Genomic DNA, 17397 nt, shown 5'->3' with positions numbered 1-17397 from the left:
TGAAAAAATGAAGATTCGGCGCACAGCATACGGGGAGACTAGGGCTTGCGAAACAACTCGCGACTGACCAGTGGCCGGCCGCCCAGGTGCACCGCCAGTGCCTGACGCATCAAGCGCTTGGCCGCCGACAGCGCACCAGGCGCGCTCCAGTCGGCTTCGGCCATGGCCAGCAGCTCGGTGCCGTTGAACAGCCCCGGCTGCAACAGGAACACCTGCTCCAGCCCGGCATCCACCTGCAACCGGTACAGGCCGTCGGCGGCAATGGGCGCGCCATGGATGTCGCTGTCCAGGGCAAAGCCGTAGCCCAGGTCGTCCAGCAGCCGCCACTCAAAAGCCCGCAGCAAAGGCTCCAGGGGACGGCCTTCGGCCAGGGCCAGCAAAGTGGCGGCGTAATGCTCGAACACCGCCGGGTGCGGGTCTTCCGCCGGCAGCAGGCGAATCAGCAGTTCGTTCAGGTAGAGGCCGCTGAACAGCGCCTCGCCATTGAGCCAGGAAGCGATCCCTGCGCTCTCCATGCGCCCGACGTTCTTCAGCTCCCCGCGCCCGCGAAACTCGACTTCCAGGGGCACGAAGGGCCGCGCCAAGGTCCCGGCCTTGCCCCGGGCACTGCGCAGCACGGCACGCAGGCGGCCTTGAGGGGTGAGGAAGTCCACCAGGGCGCTGCTTTCGCGGTAGGCGCGGCTGTGCAGGACGTAGGCGAGTTGGCCGACAGGGGCGTTGCTGGACATGGTTGCGGGGGATCTCAGGGCAAGAGAGGGAACCGGGTCCGGAGAAGGAGGTGAAGCGGTTCGCCGGCCAGCCGGCTCCTACGGGTAGGTGTAGGAGCCGGCTGGCCGGCGAAAGGTCTCAGAGGTCGCCGTAGCCCAGGGAGCGCAGGGCGCGCTCGTCGTCGGACCAGCCGCCCTTGACCTTGACCCAGAGGTTGAGCATGACCTTGGAGTCGAACAGCAGCTCCATGTCCTTGCGCGCTTCCATGCCGATACGCTTGATCCGCTCACCCTTGTCGCCAATGATGATTTTCTTCTGGCCGTCACGCTCGACGAGGATCAACGCATGGATATGCAGGGTCTTGCCCTGCTGCTTGAACTCTTCGATTTCCACGGTGATCTGGTAAGGCAGCTCGGCACCCAGTTGGCGCATGATCTTCTCGCGCACCAGCTCGGCGGCGAGGAAGCGGCTGCTGCGGTCGGTGATCTGGTCTTCCGGGAAGAAGTGATCGTTTTCCGGCAGGTGCTTGGCAATCAGGCCTTCCAGGGCTTCCAGGTTATGCCCCTGCTGGGCCGACACCGGGACGATCTCGGCATTGGGCAACTGCTCCTGCAACCAGGTCAGGTGCGGCATCAGCTCGGCCTTGTCCTCGATGCGGTCGGTCTTGTTGATCGCCAGGATCACCGGGCCCTGCACGTACTGCACGCGCTCCAGCACCAGCTGGTCTTCGTCGGTCCACTTGGTGCGATCGACCACGAAGATCACCACGTCGACGTCTTTCAAGGCCGCCGAAGCGGTCTTGTTCATGTAGCGGTTCAGCGCCTTCTCGTTGCTCTTGTGCATGCCCGGGGTGTCGACGTAGATCGCCTGGATGGCGCCTTCGGTCTTGATCCCGAGCATGTTGTGGCGCGTGGTCTGCGGCTTGCGCGAGGTGATCGCCAGCTTCTGGCCGAGGATGTGGTTGAGCAGCGTCGACTTGCCCACGTTGGGGCGGCCGACGATGGCGACATAGCCACAGCGTGTTGCAGTTGAATCAGTCATGGCCATTCTCCACGCCCAGGGCAATCAGTGCTGCGGCGGCCGCTACCTGTTCGGCAATACGACGGCTCATACCCTGACCTCGGCTTTTTTCATTCAATAAGGTGACTTCACATTCAACGAAGAATGTCCGGCAGTGCGGTTCGCCCTGGATATCCACCACTTCATAGCGTGGCAGTTCACAGGCGCGGGACTGGAGGAACTCCTGCAGCCGGGTCTTGGGGTCCTTGTTGGTGTCCACCAGGGTCAGGCTCTCGAACTCCGAGGTCAGCCAGGACAGGACACGGTCACGGGCAGTTTCCATGCCGGCGTCCAGGTAGATCGCACCAATCAGGGCTTCCAGGGCATCGGCGAGGATCGATTCACGACGAAAACCGCCGCTCTTCAACTCACCGGAACCCAGGCGCAGGTATTCGCCCAGGTCGAAACCACGGGCCAGTACCGCCAGTGTTTCACCTTTCACCAGGCGCGCGCGCAAACGCGACAACTGGCCTTCGCGAGCCTGGGGAAAGCGCTCGAATAGCGCCTCGCCGGCAACAAAATTGAGAATGGCATCACCGAGAAACTCCAGGCGCTCGTTGTTGCGCCCGGCAAAGCTGCGGTGAGTGAGAGCCAGGAGCATCAGTTCCTGGTCCTTGAAGGTATAACCGAGCTGACGCTCGAGACGGCTCAAAGAAACGCTCACGGTTTACCCACGCTGGTTTCGTCGCCGAAACTCGCCATCCTAGGGGCCGCGCACGGGGAGCGGGTGGCAATTAACGCTGTGTTCAAATCCACATCCTGAATATCGTTGACTGCATGCTTCTGGCGATAAGGCTGTTACGGGCTGCGCCAAGGCAGGTCCGTTTTATACAAGAGCCAGAAAAGCATTCGGCGCTGTGTTCAACAGCGCCGTGTGTGATTACTTGATCAGACCAACCCGCGAGAAATTCGGCAGGTGGCTGAGTTTCGGTTCGGGCCAGCTCATCCAGACTGCGAAGGCCTTGCCGACGATATTCTTGTCGGGAACCATGCCCAGCAGGTCCTTGGGAATACTCGGATCGTCCCAGTAGCGACTGTCGTTGGAGTTGTCGCGGTTGTCGCCCATCATGAAGTAGTGCCCGGCAGGCACCACCCAACGGCCGTCCGGAGTCGCGCGGTAGCGGCTCATTTCCTTGCGGATCAGGTGCTCGGCCTCGCCGAGTTTTTCCTTGTACAGCTCCGCGCTGCCCAGGGTGCCAGGTTCAGCCCCGACCAACTGCTCTGCCACCGGCTGACCGTTGACGAACAGGTGCTTGTCGCTGGTGTAGCGCACTTCATCCCCCGGCAGGCCCACTACACGCTTGATGTAGTTGACGTTCGGGTCGCTTGGGTAGCGGAACACCATCACATCGCCGCGCTGCGGATCACCCACCTCGATGACTTTCTTGTCGATCACCGGCAGGCGGATCCCGTAAGAAAACTTGTTCACCAGGATGAAGTCGCCCACATCCAGGGTCGGTTTCATCGAGCCCGAGGGAATCTGGAACGGTTCCACCAGGAACGAACGCAGCACCAGGACGATGAACAGCACCGGAAAGAACGACTTGCCGTATTCAACCAGCAGCGGTTCCTTGCCGAGCTTTTCGACCACCAGCCCGTCCGGCTGGCTGACGCTGCCCTGATAGTTGGCAATGGCCGTGCGCCGACGCGGTGCCAGAAACACCAGGTCGAGCAACGCCAAGAGACCGCAGACAAAGACAGCGATGACCAGCAACAGCGGGAAATTTAGTGACATAGGACCTAACTATCCAACCTGAGCACGGCAAGGAAGGCTTCTTGTGGAATTTCCACGTTGCCCACTTGCTTCATGCGTTTCTTACCGGCCTTCTGCTTTTCCAACAGCTTGCGCTTACGGCTAACGTCACCACCGTAGCATTTGGCCAGCACGTTCTTTCTGAGGGCCTTGACGGTTGTCCGCGCCACAATCTGCCCGCCGATGGCGGCCTGGATTGCCACGTCAAACATCTGCCGAGGAATCAGTTCTTTCATCTTCTCGGTCAACGCACGCCCTTTGTAGTGGGCGTTGTCGCGGTGCACGATCAACGCCAGGGCGTCGACCTTCTCACTGTTGATCAGTACATCGAGCTTGACCAGATTAGCCGACTGGTAGCGATCGAAGTGGTAATCCAGTGAAGCATAGCCACGACTGGTGGATTTCAGGCGATCGAAGAAGTCCAGCACCACTTCGTTCATCGGCAGATCGTAGGTCACCTGGACCTGGCTGCCGAGGAACAGCATGTCGTGCTGCACACCGCGTTTCTCGATGCACAGGGTTATGACGTTGCCCAGGTGCTCTTGCGGCACAAGAATATTGGCCCGCACGATCGGCTCGCGCATGTCTTCGATGGCCGACAGATCCGGAAGCTTGGACGGGTTGTCGACGTAGATCGTTTCACCGTTCTTCAGCAGCAGCTCGAAGATTACCGTCGGCGCAGTGGTGATCAGGTCCAGGTCGTACTCGCGCTCCAGGCGCTCCTGGATGATTTCCATGTGCAGCATGCCGAGGAACCCGCAACGGAAGCCGAAGCCCAGGGCGTCGGAGCTTTCCGGGGTGTACTGCAGGGACGAGTCGTTCAGGGTGAGCTTCTGCAGGGCTTCGCGGAAATCCTCGAAGTCGTCGGAGCTGACCGGGAACAGGCCGGCGTAGACCTGCGGCTGGATGCGCTTGAAGCCGGGCAGCACCTCCACGTCCGGGGTCGAGCTCAGGGTCAGGGTGTCACCTACCGGTGCCCCGTGAATGTCCTTGATGCCGGCGATGATGAAGCCCACTTCACCGGCCTTGAGGTCGGCGGTGGCGGTGTGTTTCGGGTTGAAGACGCCGACGCTGTCCACCAGGTGGACCTTGCCGGTGGATTTGACCAGGATCTTGTCGCCCTTCTTCACCCGGCCGTGGCGTACACGCACCAGGGACACAACGCCCAGGTAGTTGTCGAACCAGGAGTCGATGATCAGTGCCTGCAGCGGATCTTCGATGTTGCCGGTCGGGGCTGGAATGGTGGTCACCAGGCGCTCGAGCACCTCGTCCACGCCCAGGCCGGTCTTGGCGCTGCAGGTCACGGCGTCGGTGGCATCGATGCCGATGATCTTCTCGATCTCTTCCTTGACCCGCTCAGGATCGGCCTGGGGCAGGTCGATCTTGTTCAGCACCGGCATCACTTCCAGGCCTTGCTCGATGGCGGTGTAGCAGTTGGCAACCGACTGGGCTTCGACGCCCTGGCCGGCATCGACCACCAGCAAGGCGCCTTCACAGGCCGCCAGGGAACGGCTGACTTCATAGGTGAAGTCCACGTGGCCCGGGGTATCGATGAAGTTCAGCTGGTAGCTGATGCCGTCTTTGGCCTTGTAGTAGAGGGTGACGCTGTGGGCCTTGATGGTGATCCCGCGCTCACGCTCAAGGTCCATGGAGTCCAGGACCTGGGCTTCCATTTCGCGCTCGGCCAGGCCGCCGCACATCTGGATGAAGCGATCGGCCAGAGTCGACTTGCCATGGTCAATGTGGGCGATGATGGAGAAATTGCGGATATGACTCAAATCACTCACGGATGAACACTCAAAAAGGCTGCAGGCAGGGCCCGCCGAAAAATAGCCGGGAATTGTACCTGATACTCGGCACAAGCGTCACGCTCGCCTGTCAGCGTTTGTCAAATGCAAAAACGCCCCGGTCTGTCGACCGGGGCGCTGCCGTGAAACCCTGGCAAAGCCCCAGGATCAGCCGGCTCGACGCAGCATCCAGAAGCCGGCAATCGCACAGATTCCCGCCGGCACCAGCACCGCGAACAGCGGCGAGAAGCCGAACACCAGGCTCGAAGGGCCCAGCAGGTCCTGGGCAATGCGGAAGGTGAAGCCCACCAGTACGCCGGTAAACACCCGCTGACCGAGGGTCACCGAACGCAGCGGACCGAAAATGAAGGAAATCGCCATCAACACCAGCGCCGCAGTGACCAGCGGCTGCAGAACCTTGACCCAGAATGCCAGCCAGTAGCGGCCGTTGTTCAGGCCCTGATCGGCCAGGTAGTGGATGTAGCCCCACAGGCCACTGATGGACAGCGACTCTGGCGCCATGACTACGGTGCTCAGCAATTGCGGGCTCAGTGCCACGTCCCAGCGCTCTTCAGGCACTTTGATGACTTCGGTATGACCGTCACGGAAGTAGGTGGTGGTGACGTCGGTCAGCTGCCAGTAGTTCTCGTGGAAGCGCGCCTGGCGGGAGAAGCTCGACGACAGCATGTGGCGCTGGCCATCGAAGTGGTAACGGGTCACGCCATACAGCAGGCCGTTGGGCTGCACCGCGTTGATGTGGATGAACTCATCACCCTGGCGGTGCCACAGACCATGCTTGGAGCTCTGCGCATCGCCAGAACCCTGGGCCAAGGCACGACTGGCCTGGGCTTGGGTCTCGGTGGCCGGAGCCACGTATTCGCCTACCAGCACGCCCACCAGCATCAGCACCAGCATCGGCTTCATCACCGACCAGACGATACGGCCGACCGAGACACCGGCGGCACGCATGATGGTCAGCTCGCTGTTGCTGGCCAAGGTCCCGAGGCCGATCAAGCAGCCAATCAGGCCGGCCATCGGCAGCATTTCATAGACCCGACGCGGCGCGGTGAGAACCACGTAGCTGAGGACATCGATCACGGTATAGGTGTCGCTGACGTTGCCCATTTCATCGATAAAGGCAAACAGCGAGGCCAACCCGAGGATGATCCCCAGGACCGCAAGAATGGCCATGAACACACTGCTACCGATGTAGCGATCAAGCTTAACCACGAGCCATCTCCTTCATGCTGCGACGACTCGCCAATTTCAAACGCAAGGGTTCCCAGTACATCAGTCCCAGGCCGATCACCAGGAACAGCGCGTGGACCCACCACAGACCCAGAGTGGGCGAAATCTTGCCTTTCTCCAGCGCACCGCGCACGGCAATCAGGATGGTCAGGTAAGCCATATAAAGAAGGATCGCCGGAATCAGCTTGAGGAAGCGGCCCTGACGCGGGTTGACCCGGGACAGCGGCACCGCCATCAGGGTCACGATGAACACCAGCAGCGGCAGGGACAGGCGCCATTGCAGCTCGGCACGGGCCCGCAGGTCATCCTTGCCGATCAGGTCGGCGGTGGGCATGGCGTCACGGTCGGTGACTTCGTCACTGATGTCCGGCCGTTCCAGCAATACGCCGTAGGTATCGTATTTGATCACCCGGTAGTTGGCCTCGCCCGGATTGCCATCATAGCGATAGCCGTTCTCCAGGATCAGGTAGCGGTTGCCGTCGGGGCGAATGTCCTGATGGCCCTTCTCGGCCACCAGCACCGAAATGCCCTGGTCCTTCTTCTCTTGGTTCAGGCGCTTCTCGGAGATGAACACCCCGGAAAGGTTGGCCCGATCATCAGACAGCTGCTCGGTATAGGTCACCCGAGTGCCGTCGTTCAGCGCTTGGAAGCGGCCCGCCACCAGGGTGTCGAACTCGGTCAGGGCATCCTGCTTGTTCAGCAGCAACTGGAACTGGTTGGCCCCCTGGGGCGCCAGGCTCAGGCTCAACCAGGCCACCAGCAGGGCTACCAGGGTGGCCGGGATCATGGTCAGGCCCAGCAGGCGCTGCTGGCTCATGCCAGTAGCCGACAGCACGGTCATCTCGCTTTCGAGATAGAGCCGGCCATAAGCCAGCAAGATGCCGAGGAACAGCCCCAAAGGCAGGATCAGCTGCAAGAAGCCTGGCAAACGAAAACCCATGACCAGGAACAGCGAGCCCGGATCCAGGGCTCCCGAGGCGGCTTGGGCGAGAAACTTGACGAGGCGCCCGCTCATGATGATGACCAGCAGCACCGCACTCACGGCACTCAGGGTCAACAGGACTTCGCGGGACAGATAACGAAAGACGATCAAACCAGACACTCCAGGGTTGTCAGGCTAAGGCGGCCGAACAAGCAAACGTATCGAGCCGGCCCCAGATGCAGGGCCGCCGAAAAAAGATGGCGCATTATCCTGTGATTGCGTGCGCCTGTCACGGAGGACGCTCACCCGACGCTCTAAAGCGGCGAACTTGGGTGATGCGAGGGTTGTCAGCCGCAACCGGCGAGGTTCAAACTGGCGGCTTTGTCGTCGGCAGCATGCGGCGTCTTCTTCTATATAGATAAGCTCGGCGCAGGATACCTTCCTGCGCTCTTTGACCATTTATTCAGGGAACCGGACATGGAACTGGTTGTAAAAAGCGTTAGCCCGGAAACGTTGAAGACCGCCACCCTGGTGGTCGCCGTCGGCGAAGGCCGCAAGCTCGGCAACGTCGCCAAGCAGCTCGACGAACTCAGCGGCGGTGCCATCAGCGCCGTACTCAAGCGCGGCGACCTGACCGGCAAGGTCGGCCAGAGTCTGCTGCTGCACGGCCTGGCCAAGCTCAAGGCGGAGCGCGTGCTGCTGGTGGGCACCGGCAAGGATGGCGAACTGGGCGACCGTCCGTTCCGCAAGATCATCAGTGGCGTGCTCGCCACCCTCAAGGGCCTGGGCGGCAGCGACGCCGTGCTGGCTCTGGACGAAGTCGTGGTCAAGGGCCGCGACAGCTACGGCAAGACCCGCCTGCTGGCCGAAACCCTGGTGGACGGCGGCTATGTCTTCGACCACTACAAGAGCCAGAAAGCCGAACCCCGCGCCCTGAAGAAAATCACCCTGCTGACCATCAAGGCCGCCCAGGCTGAAGTCGAGCGCGCCGTGACCCATGCCCAGGCCATCGCCAATGGCATGGCCTTTACCCGCGACCTGGGCAACCAGCCGCCGAACGTCTGCCACCCGACTTTTCTGGGTGAACAGGCCAAGGCCCTGGGCAAGGAGTTCAAGGGGCTGAAAGTCGAAGTGCTCGACGAGAAGAAGATCAAGGAACTGGGCATGGGCTCGTTCTATGCCGTGGGCCAGGGCAGCGACCAGCCGCCACGCCTGATCGTCATGCAATACAACGGCGGCAAGAAGTCCGAGAAACCCTACGCCCTGGTGGGCAAGGGCATTACCTTCGACACCGGCGGCATCAGCCTCAAGCCGGGCGCCGGCATGGACGAAATGAAGTACGACATGGGCGGCGCCGCCAGCGTGTTCGGTACCCTGCGCGCCGTGCTGGAACTGAAGCTGCCGATCAACCTGGTGTGCATCCTGGCCTGCGCCGAGAACATGCCCAGCGGTGGCGCTGCGCGCCCTGGTGACATCGTCACCACCATGAGCGGCCAGACCGTGGAAATCCTCAACACCGACGCCGAAGGCCGCCTGGTGCTGTGCGATGCCCTGACCTACGCCGAGCGCTTCAAGCCCCAGGCGGTGATCGACATCGCCACCCTGACCGGTGCCTGCGTGGTCGCCCTGGGTGCTCACACCTCGGGCCTGCTGGGCAACAACGACGAGTTGATTGGGCAACTGCTCAGCGCCGGCCAGCAAGCCGACGACCGCGCCTGGCAACTGCCGCTGTTCGATGAATACCAGGAACAGCTGGACAGCCCGTTCGCCGACATCGCCAACATCGGTGGCCCCAAGGCCGGGACCATCACCGCAGCCTGCTTCCTGTCGCGCTTCACCAAGAACCTGAATTGGGCGCACCTGGATATCGCCGGCACTGCCTGGACCAGCGGCGGCAAGGACAAGGGCGCCACTGGCCGCCCCGTACCCCTGCTGACCCAGTACCTGCTGGACCGCGCCAACGCCTGAAAACCATGACCGCGGAGGGCGCCGCCAGCAGGCGGCGCCCTCCAAGGCTCAGGAACCCCCATGACCAAAGTCGACTTCTATATCCTTCCCAGCGCGGACCCTGCTGCGCGCCTGGACTTTGCCTGCAAGCTCACCGACAAGGCCTGGCGCATGGGCCACCGGATCTACCTGCATTGCAGTGATGCAGCGCAACGGGAAGAACTGGATGCCCGCCTGTGGCGGTTCAAGGGTGAAACCTTCGTCCCCCACGGCCCGGCGGAAAGCGAGCCCGAAGGCCTGATCGTGCTCGGCCTTGGCCAGGACTGCGGCGACCATACCGACCTGCTGGTGAACCTGGACCTGAACGTCCCCGCCTTTGCCCAGCGTTTCGCCCGGATTGCCGAGGTGGTGGTGGAAGACCCGACTATTCGTCAGGCTGCCCGCGAGAGTTTCCGCTTCTATCGCGAACAGGGCTATTCTCTGCAAGATCACCGTTTACAGCGACTCTGAGCACCCGATGGACACTCCCAACCCGCTGCAAAAGCCCGCGCACCTGCTGGACGACCTCGAGTCGATCCGCCAACTGCTCGGCGATGACAACCTGCAACCGCCGCTGCTCACCGAAACCGTGAGCAGCGAAGTGCAAATCCCTCTGCTGTTCGACATGGTGGGCAGCCAGCAACCTGCCGAAACCGCAGCCGCCCCCGCAGCGCAAGCCACACCGCAAGCGGCACCGACGCCGACTCCCGTTCAAGTGGCGGCACCAGCTCCTGCTCCTGCAGCCAAACCCGCCCCTGCCAGCAACAGCGCCGACGCTCTGCTGCACCTGGACAGCGAACTGCGCGCCGCCGCACAACTGATCATGCAAGACGTGATCGACGATTTCGCCCCGCACATCGAAACCGAAATCAAGCGCCGCCTCGACGCTCGCCTGGAACGCCTGCTCGCAGCAGCGACCAGCGGCAAACCATAAGCCACACGCAAAAGCCGGGCATGGCCATCTTGTCGCTTGCCGCTGGTGGCTTGCAGCTGCCCCCCTCCGCTATACTTCCCGGCTTTTCCTGAATAAATGCCAATAGGGTCCCGCCGCGCATGGATAAGACCTACCAGCCGCACGCCATTGAAACTTCCTGGTACCAGACCTGGGAGTCCGAGAACTACTTCGCCCCGCAAGGCGCGGGCGATTCCTACACCATCATGATCCCGCCGCCGAACGTCACCGGCAGCCTGCACATGGGCCACGGCTTCAACAACGCGATCATGGACGCCCTGATCCGTTTCCGTCGCATGCAGGGCCGCAACACCCTGTGGCAGCCAGGCACCGACCACGCCGGTATCGCCACGCAGATGCTGGTGGAGCGCCAGATCGAAGCCCAGGGCCAGAATCGTCACGATCTGGGCCGGGAAAAATTCCTTGAAAAGGTCTGGGAGTGGAAGGATCAGTCCGGTGGCAACATCAGCCGCCAGATCCGCCGCCTGGGCTCTTCCGTGGACTGGAGCCGCGAGCGCTTCACCATGGACGACGGCCTCTCGGAAGCGGTGAAGGAAGCCTTCGTACGCCTGCACGAAGACGGCCTGATCTACCGCGGCAAGCGCCTGGTGAACTGGGACACCAAGCTGCACACGGCAATTTCCGACCTCGAAGTGGAGAACCACGACGAGAAGGGCTTCCTGTGGAACCTCAAATACCCACTGGCCGACGGCGCCAAGACCGCTGAAGGCAACGACTACCTGATCGTCGCCACCACCCGTCCGGAAACCATGCTCGGCGACTCCGCCGTGGCCGTGAACCCCGAAGACGAGCGCTACAAGGCGCTGATCGGCAAGTTCGTCGAACTGCCCCTGGTGGGCCGTCGCATCCCGATCATCGCCGATGATTACTGCGACCCCGAGTTCGGCACCGGCTGCGTGAAGATCACCCCGGCCCACGACTTCAACGACTACGAAGTCGGCAAGCGTCACAACCTGCCGCTGCTCAACATCTTCGACAAGAACGCCGCCGTGTTGCCGGCCTGCCAGGTGTTCAACCTGGACGGCAGCCTGAACGAAACTGTCGATGGCAAGATCCCGGCCGAGTACGCCGGCCTGGACCGCTTCGAAGCACGCAAGCAGATCGTCGCCGCGTTCGACGCCGCCGGCCTGCTGGTGAGCGTCGACGACCACGCGCTGAAAGTGCCCAAGGGCGACCGTTCCGGCACTGTCATCGAACCGTGGCTGACCGACCAGTGGTACGTTTCCACCAAGCCCCTGGCAGAACCTGCCATCGCCGCCGTGGAAGACGGCCGCATCGCCTTCGTGCCCAAGCAGTACGAGAACATGTACTTCTCCTGGATGCGTGACATCCAGGACTGGTGCATCAGCCGCCAGCTGTGGTGGGGCCACCGGATTCCGGCCTGGTACGACGAGTCGGGCAAGGTCTATGTCGGCCGTGACGAAGCTGAAGTACGGGCCAAGCACAACCTCGGCCCGGACGTTGCCCTGCAGCAGGACAACGACGTGCTCGACACCTGGTTCAGCTCGGGCCTGTGGACTTTCTCCACCCTGGGCTGGCCGGAGCAGACCGACTTCCTCAAGACCTTCCACCCGACTGATGTGCTGGTGACCGGTTTCGACATCATTTTCTTCTGGGTCGCCCGGATGATCATGCTCACCATGCACCTGGTGAAGAACGAAGACGGCACGCCGCAAGTTCCGTTCAAGACCGTGTACGTGCACGGCCTGGTCCGCGACGGCCAGGGCCAGAAGATGTCCAAATCCAAGGGCAACGTCCTCGATCCGCTGGACATCATCGACGGCATCGACCTCGAAACCCTGGTGCAGAAGCGCACCACCGGCCTGATGCAGCCAAAACTGCAGAAAGCCATCGAGAAGCAGACCCGTGCCGAATTCGCCGATGGCATCGCCAGCTACGGCACCGACGCCCTGCGCTTCACCTTCTGCTCCCTGGCCACCACCGGTCGCGACATCAAGTTCGACATGGGCCGCGTAGAAGGCTATCGCAACTTCTGCAACAAGATCTGGAACGCCGCGCGCTACGTGCTGGACAAGGGCGAGGACTGCGGCCAGAACGGCGAGGCCTACGAGCTGTCCCTGGCGGATCGCTGGATCATCTCGCAGCTGCAGCGCACCGAAGCCGAAGTCACTCGCCAGCTCGACCAGTTCCGCTTCGACCTGGCCGCCCAGGCCCTGTACGAGTTCATCTGGAACCAGTACTGCGACTGGTACCTGGAGCTGTCCAAGCCGGTGCTGTGGGACGAGAACTCGCCGGTTGAACGCCAGCGCGGCACCCGTCGCACCCTGGTGCGCGTGCTGGAAGTGGCGCTGCGCCTGGCCCACCCGTTCATGCCGTTCATCACCGAGGAAATCTGGCAGCGCCTGGCACCGCTGGCAGGCAGCACGGGCAAGACCATCATGCTGCAGCCTTGGCCGGTGGCCAATGAAGCACGCATCGACCAGGCCGCCGAAGACGACATCGAATGGCTCAAGGGCCTGATGCTCGGCACCCGCAACATCCGCGCGGAAATGAACATCGGCCCGGGCAAGCCCCTGGCCCTGTTCCTGAAAAACGCCAGTGCCGAAGACCAGCGCCGCCTGACCGAGAACGAAGCCCTGCTGAAGAAGCTGGCCCGCCTCGAATCCATCACCGTGCTGGGTGCCGGCGACGAAGCGCCGCTGTCCGCCACCGCTTTGGTGGGCGAGATGGAAGTGCTGGTACCGATGGCCGGGCTGATCGACAAGGGTGCCGAACTGGCACGCCTGGACAAGGAAATCCAGCGCCTGCAAGGCGAAGTGCAGCGGGTCGGCGGCAAGCTGTCCAACGCCTCCTTCGTCGACAAGGCTCCAGCCGAAGTGATCGAGAAGGAACGCGCCAAGCTGGCCGAGGCCGAACAGGCCCTGGGCAAGCTGGCGGAGCAGCACGCACGAATTTCCAGCCTGTAACGGCGATTCGCGCAGTGTGAAAAAGGGAGGCCCGCATAGGCCTCCCTTTTTTATGCACCTTGTCTTATGCAGCGAGGAGGCACGCTTGCATCACTTGTCGCTCGTTGCTTGAAACTTACCGCCGCTCCTGTGGGACAATGCCCGCCACTTTGAACCACCCCGAATCGATCCCCATGACCGCCCCCAGCACACCCAAGCCGCCGCGCAAGAAGCCCAAGCCCGCCACCGCCGCCAAGGCCGCCGCACCTCGGGAGAAAGCCAGCCTGCACCCGCGCAATCGCCATCAGGGGCGCTACGACTTCCCGCAGTTGATCAAGAGCACCCCGGAACTGGGGCAGTTCGTGATCCTCAACCCCTATGGCAAGGAAAGCATCGACTTCGCCGATCCGGCCGCGGTGCGGGTGTTCAACCGCGCTTTGCTCAAGGCGTTCTACGGCATTGCCCACTGGGACATCCCGGCGGACTTCCTCTGCCCACCGGTGCCCGGTCGCGCCGACTATGTGCACTTTCTGGCCGACCTGCTGGCCAGCCACAACCAGGGGGAAATCCCGCGTGGCGCGGCCGTGCGGGTGCTGGATGTCGGGGTCGGCGCCAACTGCATCTATCCACTGATCGGCTACAGCGACTACCGCTGGCAGTTCCTCGGTTCGGACATCGACAGCACGGCCCTGGCCGCTGCCAAGGCCATTGTCCAGGCCAACGGCTTGAACAAGGCCATCGGCCTGCGCCAGCAGGGCAACCCCAAGCAGATCCTCGGCGGCCTGCTGGACAGCACCGAGCGTTTCGACCTGACGATGTGCAACCCGCCCTTCCATTCCTCTCTGGACGAAGCCACCCGCGGCAGCCAGCGCAAATGGCGGGCCCTGGGCAAGGCCGATCCCAAGCGCAAATTGCCGGTGCTGAACTTCGGCGGGCAGGCCCGGGAGCTCTGGTGCGAAGGCGGCGAGATCCGCTTTGTCAGCCAGTTGATCAGTGAAAGCGCCAGCGTCGGCCAGCAGGTACTGTGGTTCAGCACCCTGGTGTCGAAGGCCGCTAACCTGCCGGCGATCGAAAGCGCGCTGAAAAAGGCCGGAGCCCTGGAAAGCCAGGTGGTGGAAATGTCCCAAGGGCAGAAGCAGAGCCGCTTCGTCGCCTGGACCTTCAAGGACAAGGCACAGCAACAAGCCTGGAGCCAGGAGCGTTGGGTCAGGAAGAGTTAGGAACGCGGGGGGATTGTGCGGCGATTCACCTTGCGTGAACCGGTGTTACTCAAACCGTGCCCGGAAAGCTTCTGAGCACGGTTTCACTGCAAGTATTACTTGTTAACAGCGTCGGTCAGGCCTTTAGCCACAACCAGCTTGATAACTTTCTTGGCAGCGATTTCGATGGCAGCGCCAGTCGATGGGTTACGGCCAGTACGGGCAGGACGCTCGGTCACTTTCAGTTTGCCGATACCTGGCAGAGTGATTTCGCCGCCATTTTCCAATTGATCAGCAACGATCTGAGCCAGCTGGTCCAGGGCGTTACGCGCGGTGGTTTTCGGCGCGTCGATAGCTTCAGCGATATCAGCGATCAGTTGGTCTTTAGTAATAGCCATTGTGGTGTTCCTTCCCTATCAAATTCATTTGGATTGCAGAGTGCAGTGTCAGCCATCGAGCCAGATCTTGTGGACCTGGCACCCCGGTTACAACCACGACGGATCGGGGTTATAGATACCGAAATCAGAGTTTGGTTCGACCCGACAAATGCTGAATGCACGCTTAACGCTGAGACATCGCGTAAGACGGGGCAAAACTAGCACACAGACGGGGAAATATCCGCCTCTACCTAGCCATTTGGTCAGCTTTATTGCTCTAAATCGGTAAAAAATTGCATAAGCCTTACCGACGAGCCGTTCATCGCCCGGCAAACCGCGCCAAAACCAGCGGGTGCGGTACACTGGGCACTTTTTCGGGGAGCCCGCCCTCCCCCTTCAACCAGCCGAGAAGCCCATGCCGATCCGTCATTGCATCGTCCACCTGATCGACAAAAAACCCGACGGCAGCCCTGCAGTTCTCCACGCTCGCGATTCCGAACTGGCAGAGTCCGCAGCCATCGAGAACATGCTTGCCGACCTCAATGAAAGCTACAACGCCAAACAGGGCAAAGCCTGGGGGCTGTTCCATCCCGAGTCCGGTGCTTTTCCCTTCAGCGGCTGGCTGAAGGAGTACCTGGACGGCGGCCAGGACTTCACCGCCTTCAGCAAGATGGCGGTGGAACACCTGCAGAAGCTGATGATCCGGTACCTGGAGAACGTTAAATATTTATGCTATTTGTTACAGACATTTAAAAGCTCAGGCGCTTCAAGACTGCTTAATGTCCCTAGCTCTGCTTGAGACCGCGCTAGGCGCCAATGCTGGGGGCCTCAGATGGAACTTGTGTGGGCTACTGAAGATTTGGCTATCGCCGGGCAACCCTACCCAGGGTTTCCTATTCTGCTTTGGGACTCGATGGAGAGTTGCGCCCCCGCCAATCAGTTCTTTCGTCACTACTTGCTTCGTGGAGCCATTGGCTCTAAGCGATCTTGGCCCAGTACTGGACGCGCACTGTACGACTTCTTCAGCTTCCTTGAAGCCCATAGTATTGGCTGGCTCGACGTAGAGCGTGGCGAGGCCAAAAGCCTTGTGGCGGCCTATCGGGACTATTGCTTGGCGACATGCAAGCTGGCGCCGAACACCACTCGCCAACGCCTGACTTATATTTGCAAGTTCTACGAATATGCGCTGAAACAGGGTTGGGTGAAACGCCTCCCCTTCGCCTACGAAGAACGCACCGTACGAAGCAAAAAAACCTTCCTTGAACATATCGATGTCAGCGGCGGCAAGTCCATTACAAACGATGTAATGCCGCGTAGCCATAAGGCCCTGCCCAAGTTTTTGAGCATGCCTGAGATCAAGTCGCTCCTGGCCGCAGCGGAAAATCCCCATCACCGGATGATGATGCGCCTGGCGTTGCACACTGGCCTGCGCCGCGAGGAAATCGCCGCCTTCCCGACGGCCTATGTCTTTGATCCGGACAAGGCGGGACGAACCGAGCGTAACCTCCGCATTTGTCTCGACCCCTTTGACGGAAGCGGCATGGTGACGAAGGGCTGCAAGCCGCGAACTATTCACCTCAGTCGCACGTTCATCGCCGAACTCTATCGCTACGTGGCCAAGGTACGTGGCGAGCGCGTTTCACTGAGCAAGCCCCCGCAAAAAGCGCTATTTCTCAACCAATTCGGGGCCCCCTATGCAGAGGATGGCAAGAGCCTCAACCGGATCATCAGCGAAACCGGTATGCGGGCTGGCATTAAAGTCCATACGCATATGCTCCGGCATACCTACGCTACGCACACGCTGGTCAGCCTTCAGCGGAACACCGCGAACGGACTTGATCCACTTGTGTTCCTTCAGCGACAACTCGGTCACAGCTCGATTCAGACGACTATGGTGTACCTGCATTTGATCAACGAAATGGCCGACGAAGCTGTGCTGGCCTACGACGATGAGTTGAACACACTGGCGGGGACAGCCTGATGAGCAAGCGCAAGGCGTTTATCATGACCGACCTCAGCGTTCCCCAGGTCGAACACCACCACGACGCGGCCGGCAATGTGACCATCCTGCCCCAGTCTATCTCTGAGATTAACACTATCGTCGAGTTTGGACTGAATACGTCTAGGAGTCGTCGCTTCGACTTTGCTCGCTGGTACGGCGTCGGCATTGATACCATCACTTACGCATGTCAGCGCCAAATCGAACGCTTCCTCGCCGGGCAGGATGGCGCCATCACCTCCACCACCGTGGCGGGCTACTGCGTAAATGGAATGCGCAACTTCCTCGACTGCTGCATGCTGCGGGCAATAGCTTTTGGCCGTGACTTACTTTTGACCGACATAAACCGGGACTTGATCGACGGTTACCTCGGGCATCTGGCAGGGCTAGGCGTAGCAACAACGTCTCAAAAGGCGCTTTACACGCAAACTAAGCCGGCACTACTTGCCTTGGGGCGACGTGAATCGCCCCGGGTTTCCT

General features: G+C 61.3%; 14 protein-coding genes and 2 pseudogenes. 8 read left to right on the top strand and 8 right to left on the bottom strand.

All coding sequences use genetic code 11. From position 1 onward, the window contains the following. Positions 1 to 38 precede the first annotated feature (38 nt). From recO to lptF, 7 genes are all read right to left on the bottom strand, one after another. Entirely contained in the window at positions 39 to 728 is a 690-nt protein-coding gene (gene recO / locus U873_RS0106840; protein WP_025127537.1) for a DNA repair protein RecO, read from the bottom strand. A 118-nt stretch (positions 729 to 846) separates the two neighbouring features. Continuing rightward, positions 847 to 1749 carry a GTPase Era gene (gene era / locus U873_RS0106835; RefSeq protein ID WP_019094760.1) on the bottom strand — a complete coding sequence of 301 codons (903 nt, stop codon included), beginning with the start codon at positions 1747 to 1749 and terminating at the stop codon, positions 847 to 849. Continuing rightward, positions 1742 to 2431: a ribonuclease III gene (gene rnc / locus U873_RS0106830; protein WP_025127536.1), complete on the bottom strand. Its 690-nt coding sequence runs from the start codon at positions 2429 to 2431 to the stop codon at positions 1742 to 1744. The genes era and rnc overlap by 8 nt, the downstream gene beginning before the upstream one ends. Before the next feature lie 216 nt (positions 2432 to 2647). Continuing rightward, complete coding sequence (lepB, locus tag U873_RS0106825; RefSeq protein WP_025127535.1) at positions 2648 to 3502, bottom strand: signal peptidase I; 855 nt, start codon at positions 3500 to 3502, stop codon at positions 2648 to 2650. A gap of 5 nt (positions 3503 to 3507) precedes the next feature. Further along, positions 3508 to 5307 (bottom strand): translation elongation factor 4, encoded by a 1800-nt coding sequence (gene lepA, locus U873_RS0106820; RefSeq protein ID WP_025127534.1) that lies wholly within the window; start codon positions 5305 to 5307, stop codon positions 3508 to 3510. Positions 5308 to 5475: 168 nt separating this feature from the next. Then, a complete protein-coding gene (gene lptG, locus U873_RS0106815; protein WP_025127533.1) occupies positions 5476 to 6537 on the bottom strand; it encodes an LPS export ABC transporter permease LptG in 1062 nt (353 codons plus the stop codon). Continuing rightward, complete coding sequence (gene lptF / locus U873_RS0106810; protein WP_025127532.1) at positions 6530 to 7648, bottom strand: LPS export ABC transporter permease LptF; 1119 nt, start codon at positions 7646 to 7648, stop codon at positions 6530 to 6532. The genes lptG and lptF overlap by 8 nt, the downstream gene beginning before the upstream one ends. A 306-nt stretch (positions 7649 to 7954) precedes the next feature. On the opposite strand from lptF, the gene U873_RS0106805 reads away from it, so the two are divergent. The 5 genes from U873_RS0106805 to rlmF all read left to right on the top strand — a co-directional run bounded on the left by U873_RS0106805 (position 7955) and on the right by rlmF (position 14562). Further along, the gene (locus U873_RS0106805) at positions 7955 to 9445 is read left to right on the top strand and encodes a leucyl aminopeptidase (protein WP_025127531.1); all 1491 of its coding nucleotides are present in this window, start codon (positions 7955 to 7957) and stop codon (positions 9443 to 9445) included. A gap of 60 nt (positions 9446 to 9505) precedes the next feature. Beyond that, positions 9506 to 9934 carry a DNA polymerase III subunit chi gene (locus tag U873_RS0106800; RefSeq protein WP_025127530.1) on the top strand — a complete coding sequence of 143 codons (429 nt, stop codon included), beginning with the start codon at positions 9506 to 9508 and terminating at the stop codon, positions 9932 to 9934. Between the two features lie 7 nt (positions 9935 to 9941). Then, on the top strand, positions 9942 to 10397 hold the full coding sequence (locus U873_RS0106795) for a hypothetical protein (protein WP_025127529.1): 456 nt from the start codon (positions 9942 to 9944) through the stop codon (positions 10395 to 10397). 119 nt (positions 10398 to 10516) lie between these two features. After that, positions 10517 to 13363, top strand: coding sequence for a valine--tRNA ligase (locus U873_RS0106790; RefSeq protein WP_025127528.1), 2847 nt, complete (start codon positions 10517 to 10519; stop codon positions 13361 to 13363). 173 nt (positions 13364 to 13536) lie between these two features. Then, on the top strand, positions 13537 to 14562 hold the full coding sequence (gene rlmF / locus U873_RS0106785; protein ID WP_025127527.1) for a 23S rRNA (adenine(1618)-N(6))-methyltransferase RlmF: 1026 nt from the start codon (positions 13537 to 13539) through the stop codon (positions 14560 to 14562). Positions 14563 to 14657: 95 nt separating this feature from the next. Here rlmF and U873_RS0106780 read toward each other — a convergent pair whose 3' ends face one another. Further along, a complete protein-coding gene (locus U873_RS0106780) occupies positions 14658 to 14939 on the bottom strand; it encodes an HU family DNA-binding protein (protein WP_003440137.1) in 282 nt (93 codons plus the stop codon). 394 nt (positions 14940 to 15333) lie between these two features. Between U873_RS0106780 and U873_RS0106775 the strand changes: the two are divergent. From U873_RS0106775 to U873_RS0106765, 3 genes and pseudogenes are all read left to right on the top strand, one after another. Continuing rightward, positions 15334 to 15618: pseudogene (locus U873_RS0106775) on the top strand (nucleoid-associated protein); the annotation flags it as partial. Positions 15619 to 15750: 132 nt separating this feature from the next. Next, a complete protein-coding gene (locus tag U873_RS0106770) occupies positions 15751 to 16899 on the top strand; it encodes a site-specific integrase (RefSeq protein WP_025127525.1) in 1149 nt (382 codons plus the stop codon). Then, positions 16899 to 17397: pseudogene (locus tag U873_RS0106765) on the top strand (hypothetical protein); the annotation flags it as partial. The gene U873_RS0106770 and the pseudogene U873_RS0106765, both read left to right, overlap by 1 nt.

Source organism: Pseudomonas sp. PH1b (genome assembly GCF_000633395.1).
Classification (GTDB): domain Bacteria; phylum Pseudomonadota; class Gammaproteobacteria; order Pseudomonadales; family Pseudomonadaceae; genus Aquipseudomonas.
This window is presented reverse-complemented; position numbering and strand designations above follow the sequence as displayed.

Excerpts from the sequence above, each read along its gene's own strand:
- U873_RS0106770 (WP_025127525.1), top strand. The coding sequence starts at position 15,751 with ATGGAACTTGTGTGGGCTACTGAAGATTTGGCTATCGCCGGGCAACCC.
- U873_RS0106795 (WP_025127529.1), top strand. The coding sequence starts at position 9,942 with ATGGACACTCCCAACCCGCTGCAAAAGCCCGCGCACCTGCTGGACGAC.
- U873_RS0106790 (WP_025127528.1), top strand. The coding sequence starts at position 10,517 with ATGGATAAGACCTACCAGCCGCACGCCATTGAAACTTCCTGGTACCAG.
- lepB (WP_025127535.1), bottom strand. The coding sequence starts at position 3,502 with ATGTCACTAAATTTCCCGCTGTTGCTGGTCATCGCTGTCTTTGTCTGC.
- U873_RS0106805 (WP_025127531.1), top strand. The coding sequence starts at position 7,955 with ATGGAACTGGTTGTAAAAAGCGTTAGCCCGGAAACGTTGAAGACCGCC.
- rlmF (WP_025127527.1), top strand. The coding sequence starts at position 13,537 with ATGACCGCCCCCAGCACACCCAAGCCGCCGCGCAAGAAGCCCAAGCCC.
- recO (WP_025127537.1), bottom strand. The coding sequence starts at position 728 with ATGTCCAGCAACGCCCCTGTCGGCCAACTCGCCTACGTCCTGCACAGC.
- U873_RS0106780 (WP_003440137.1), bottom strand. The coding sequence starts at position 14,939 with ATGGCTATTACTAAAGACCAACTGATCGCTGATATCGCTGAAGCTATC.
- era (WP_019094760.1), bottom strand. The coding sequence starts at position 1,749 with ATGACTGATTCAACTGCAACACGCTGTGGCTATGTCGCCATCGTCGGC.
- U873_RS0106800 (WP_025127530.1), top strand. The coding sequence starts at position 9,506 with ATGACCAAAGTCGACTTCTATATCCTTCCCAGCGCGGACCCTGCTGCG.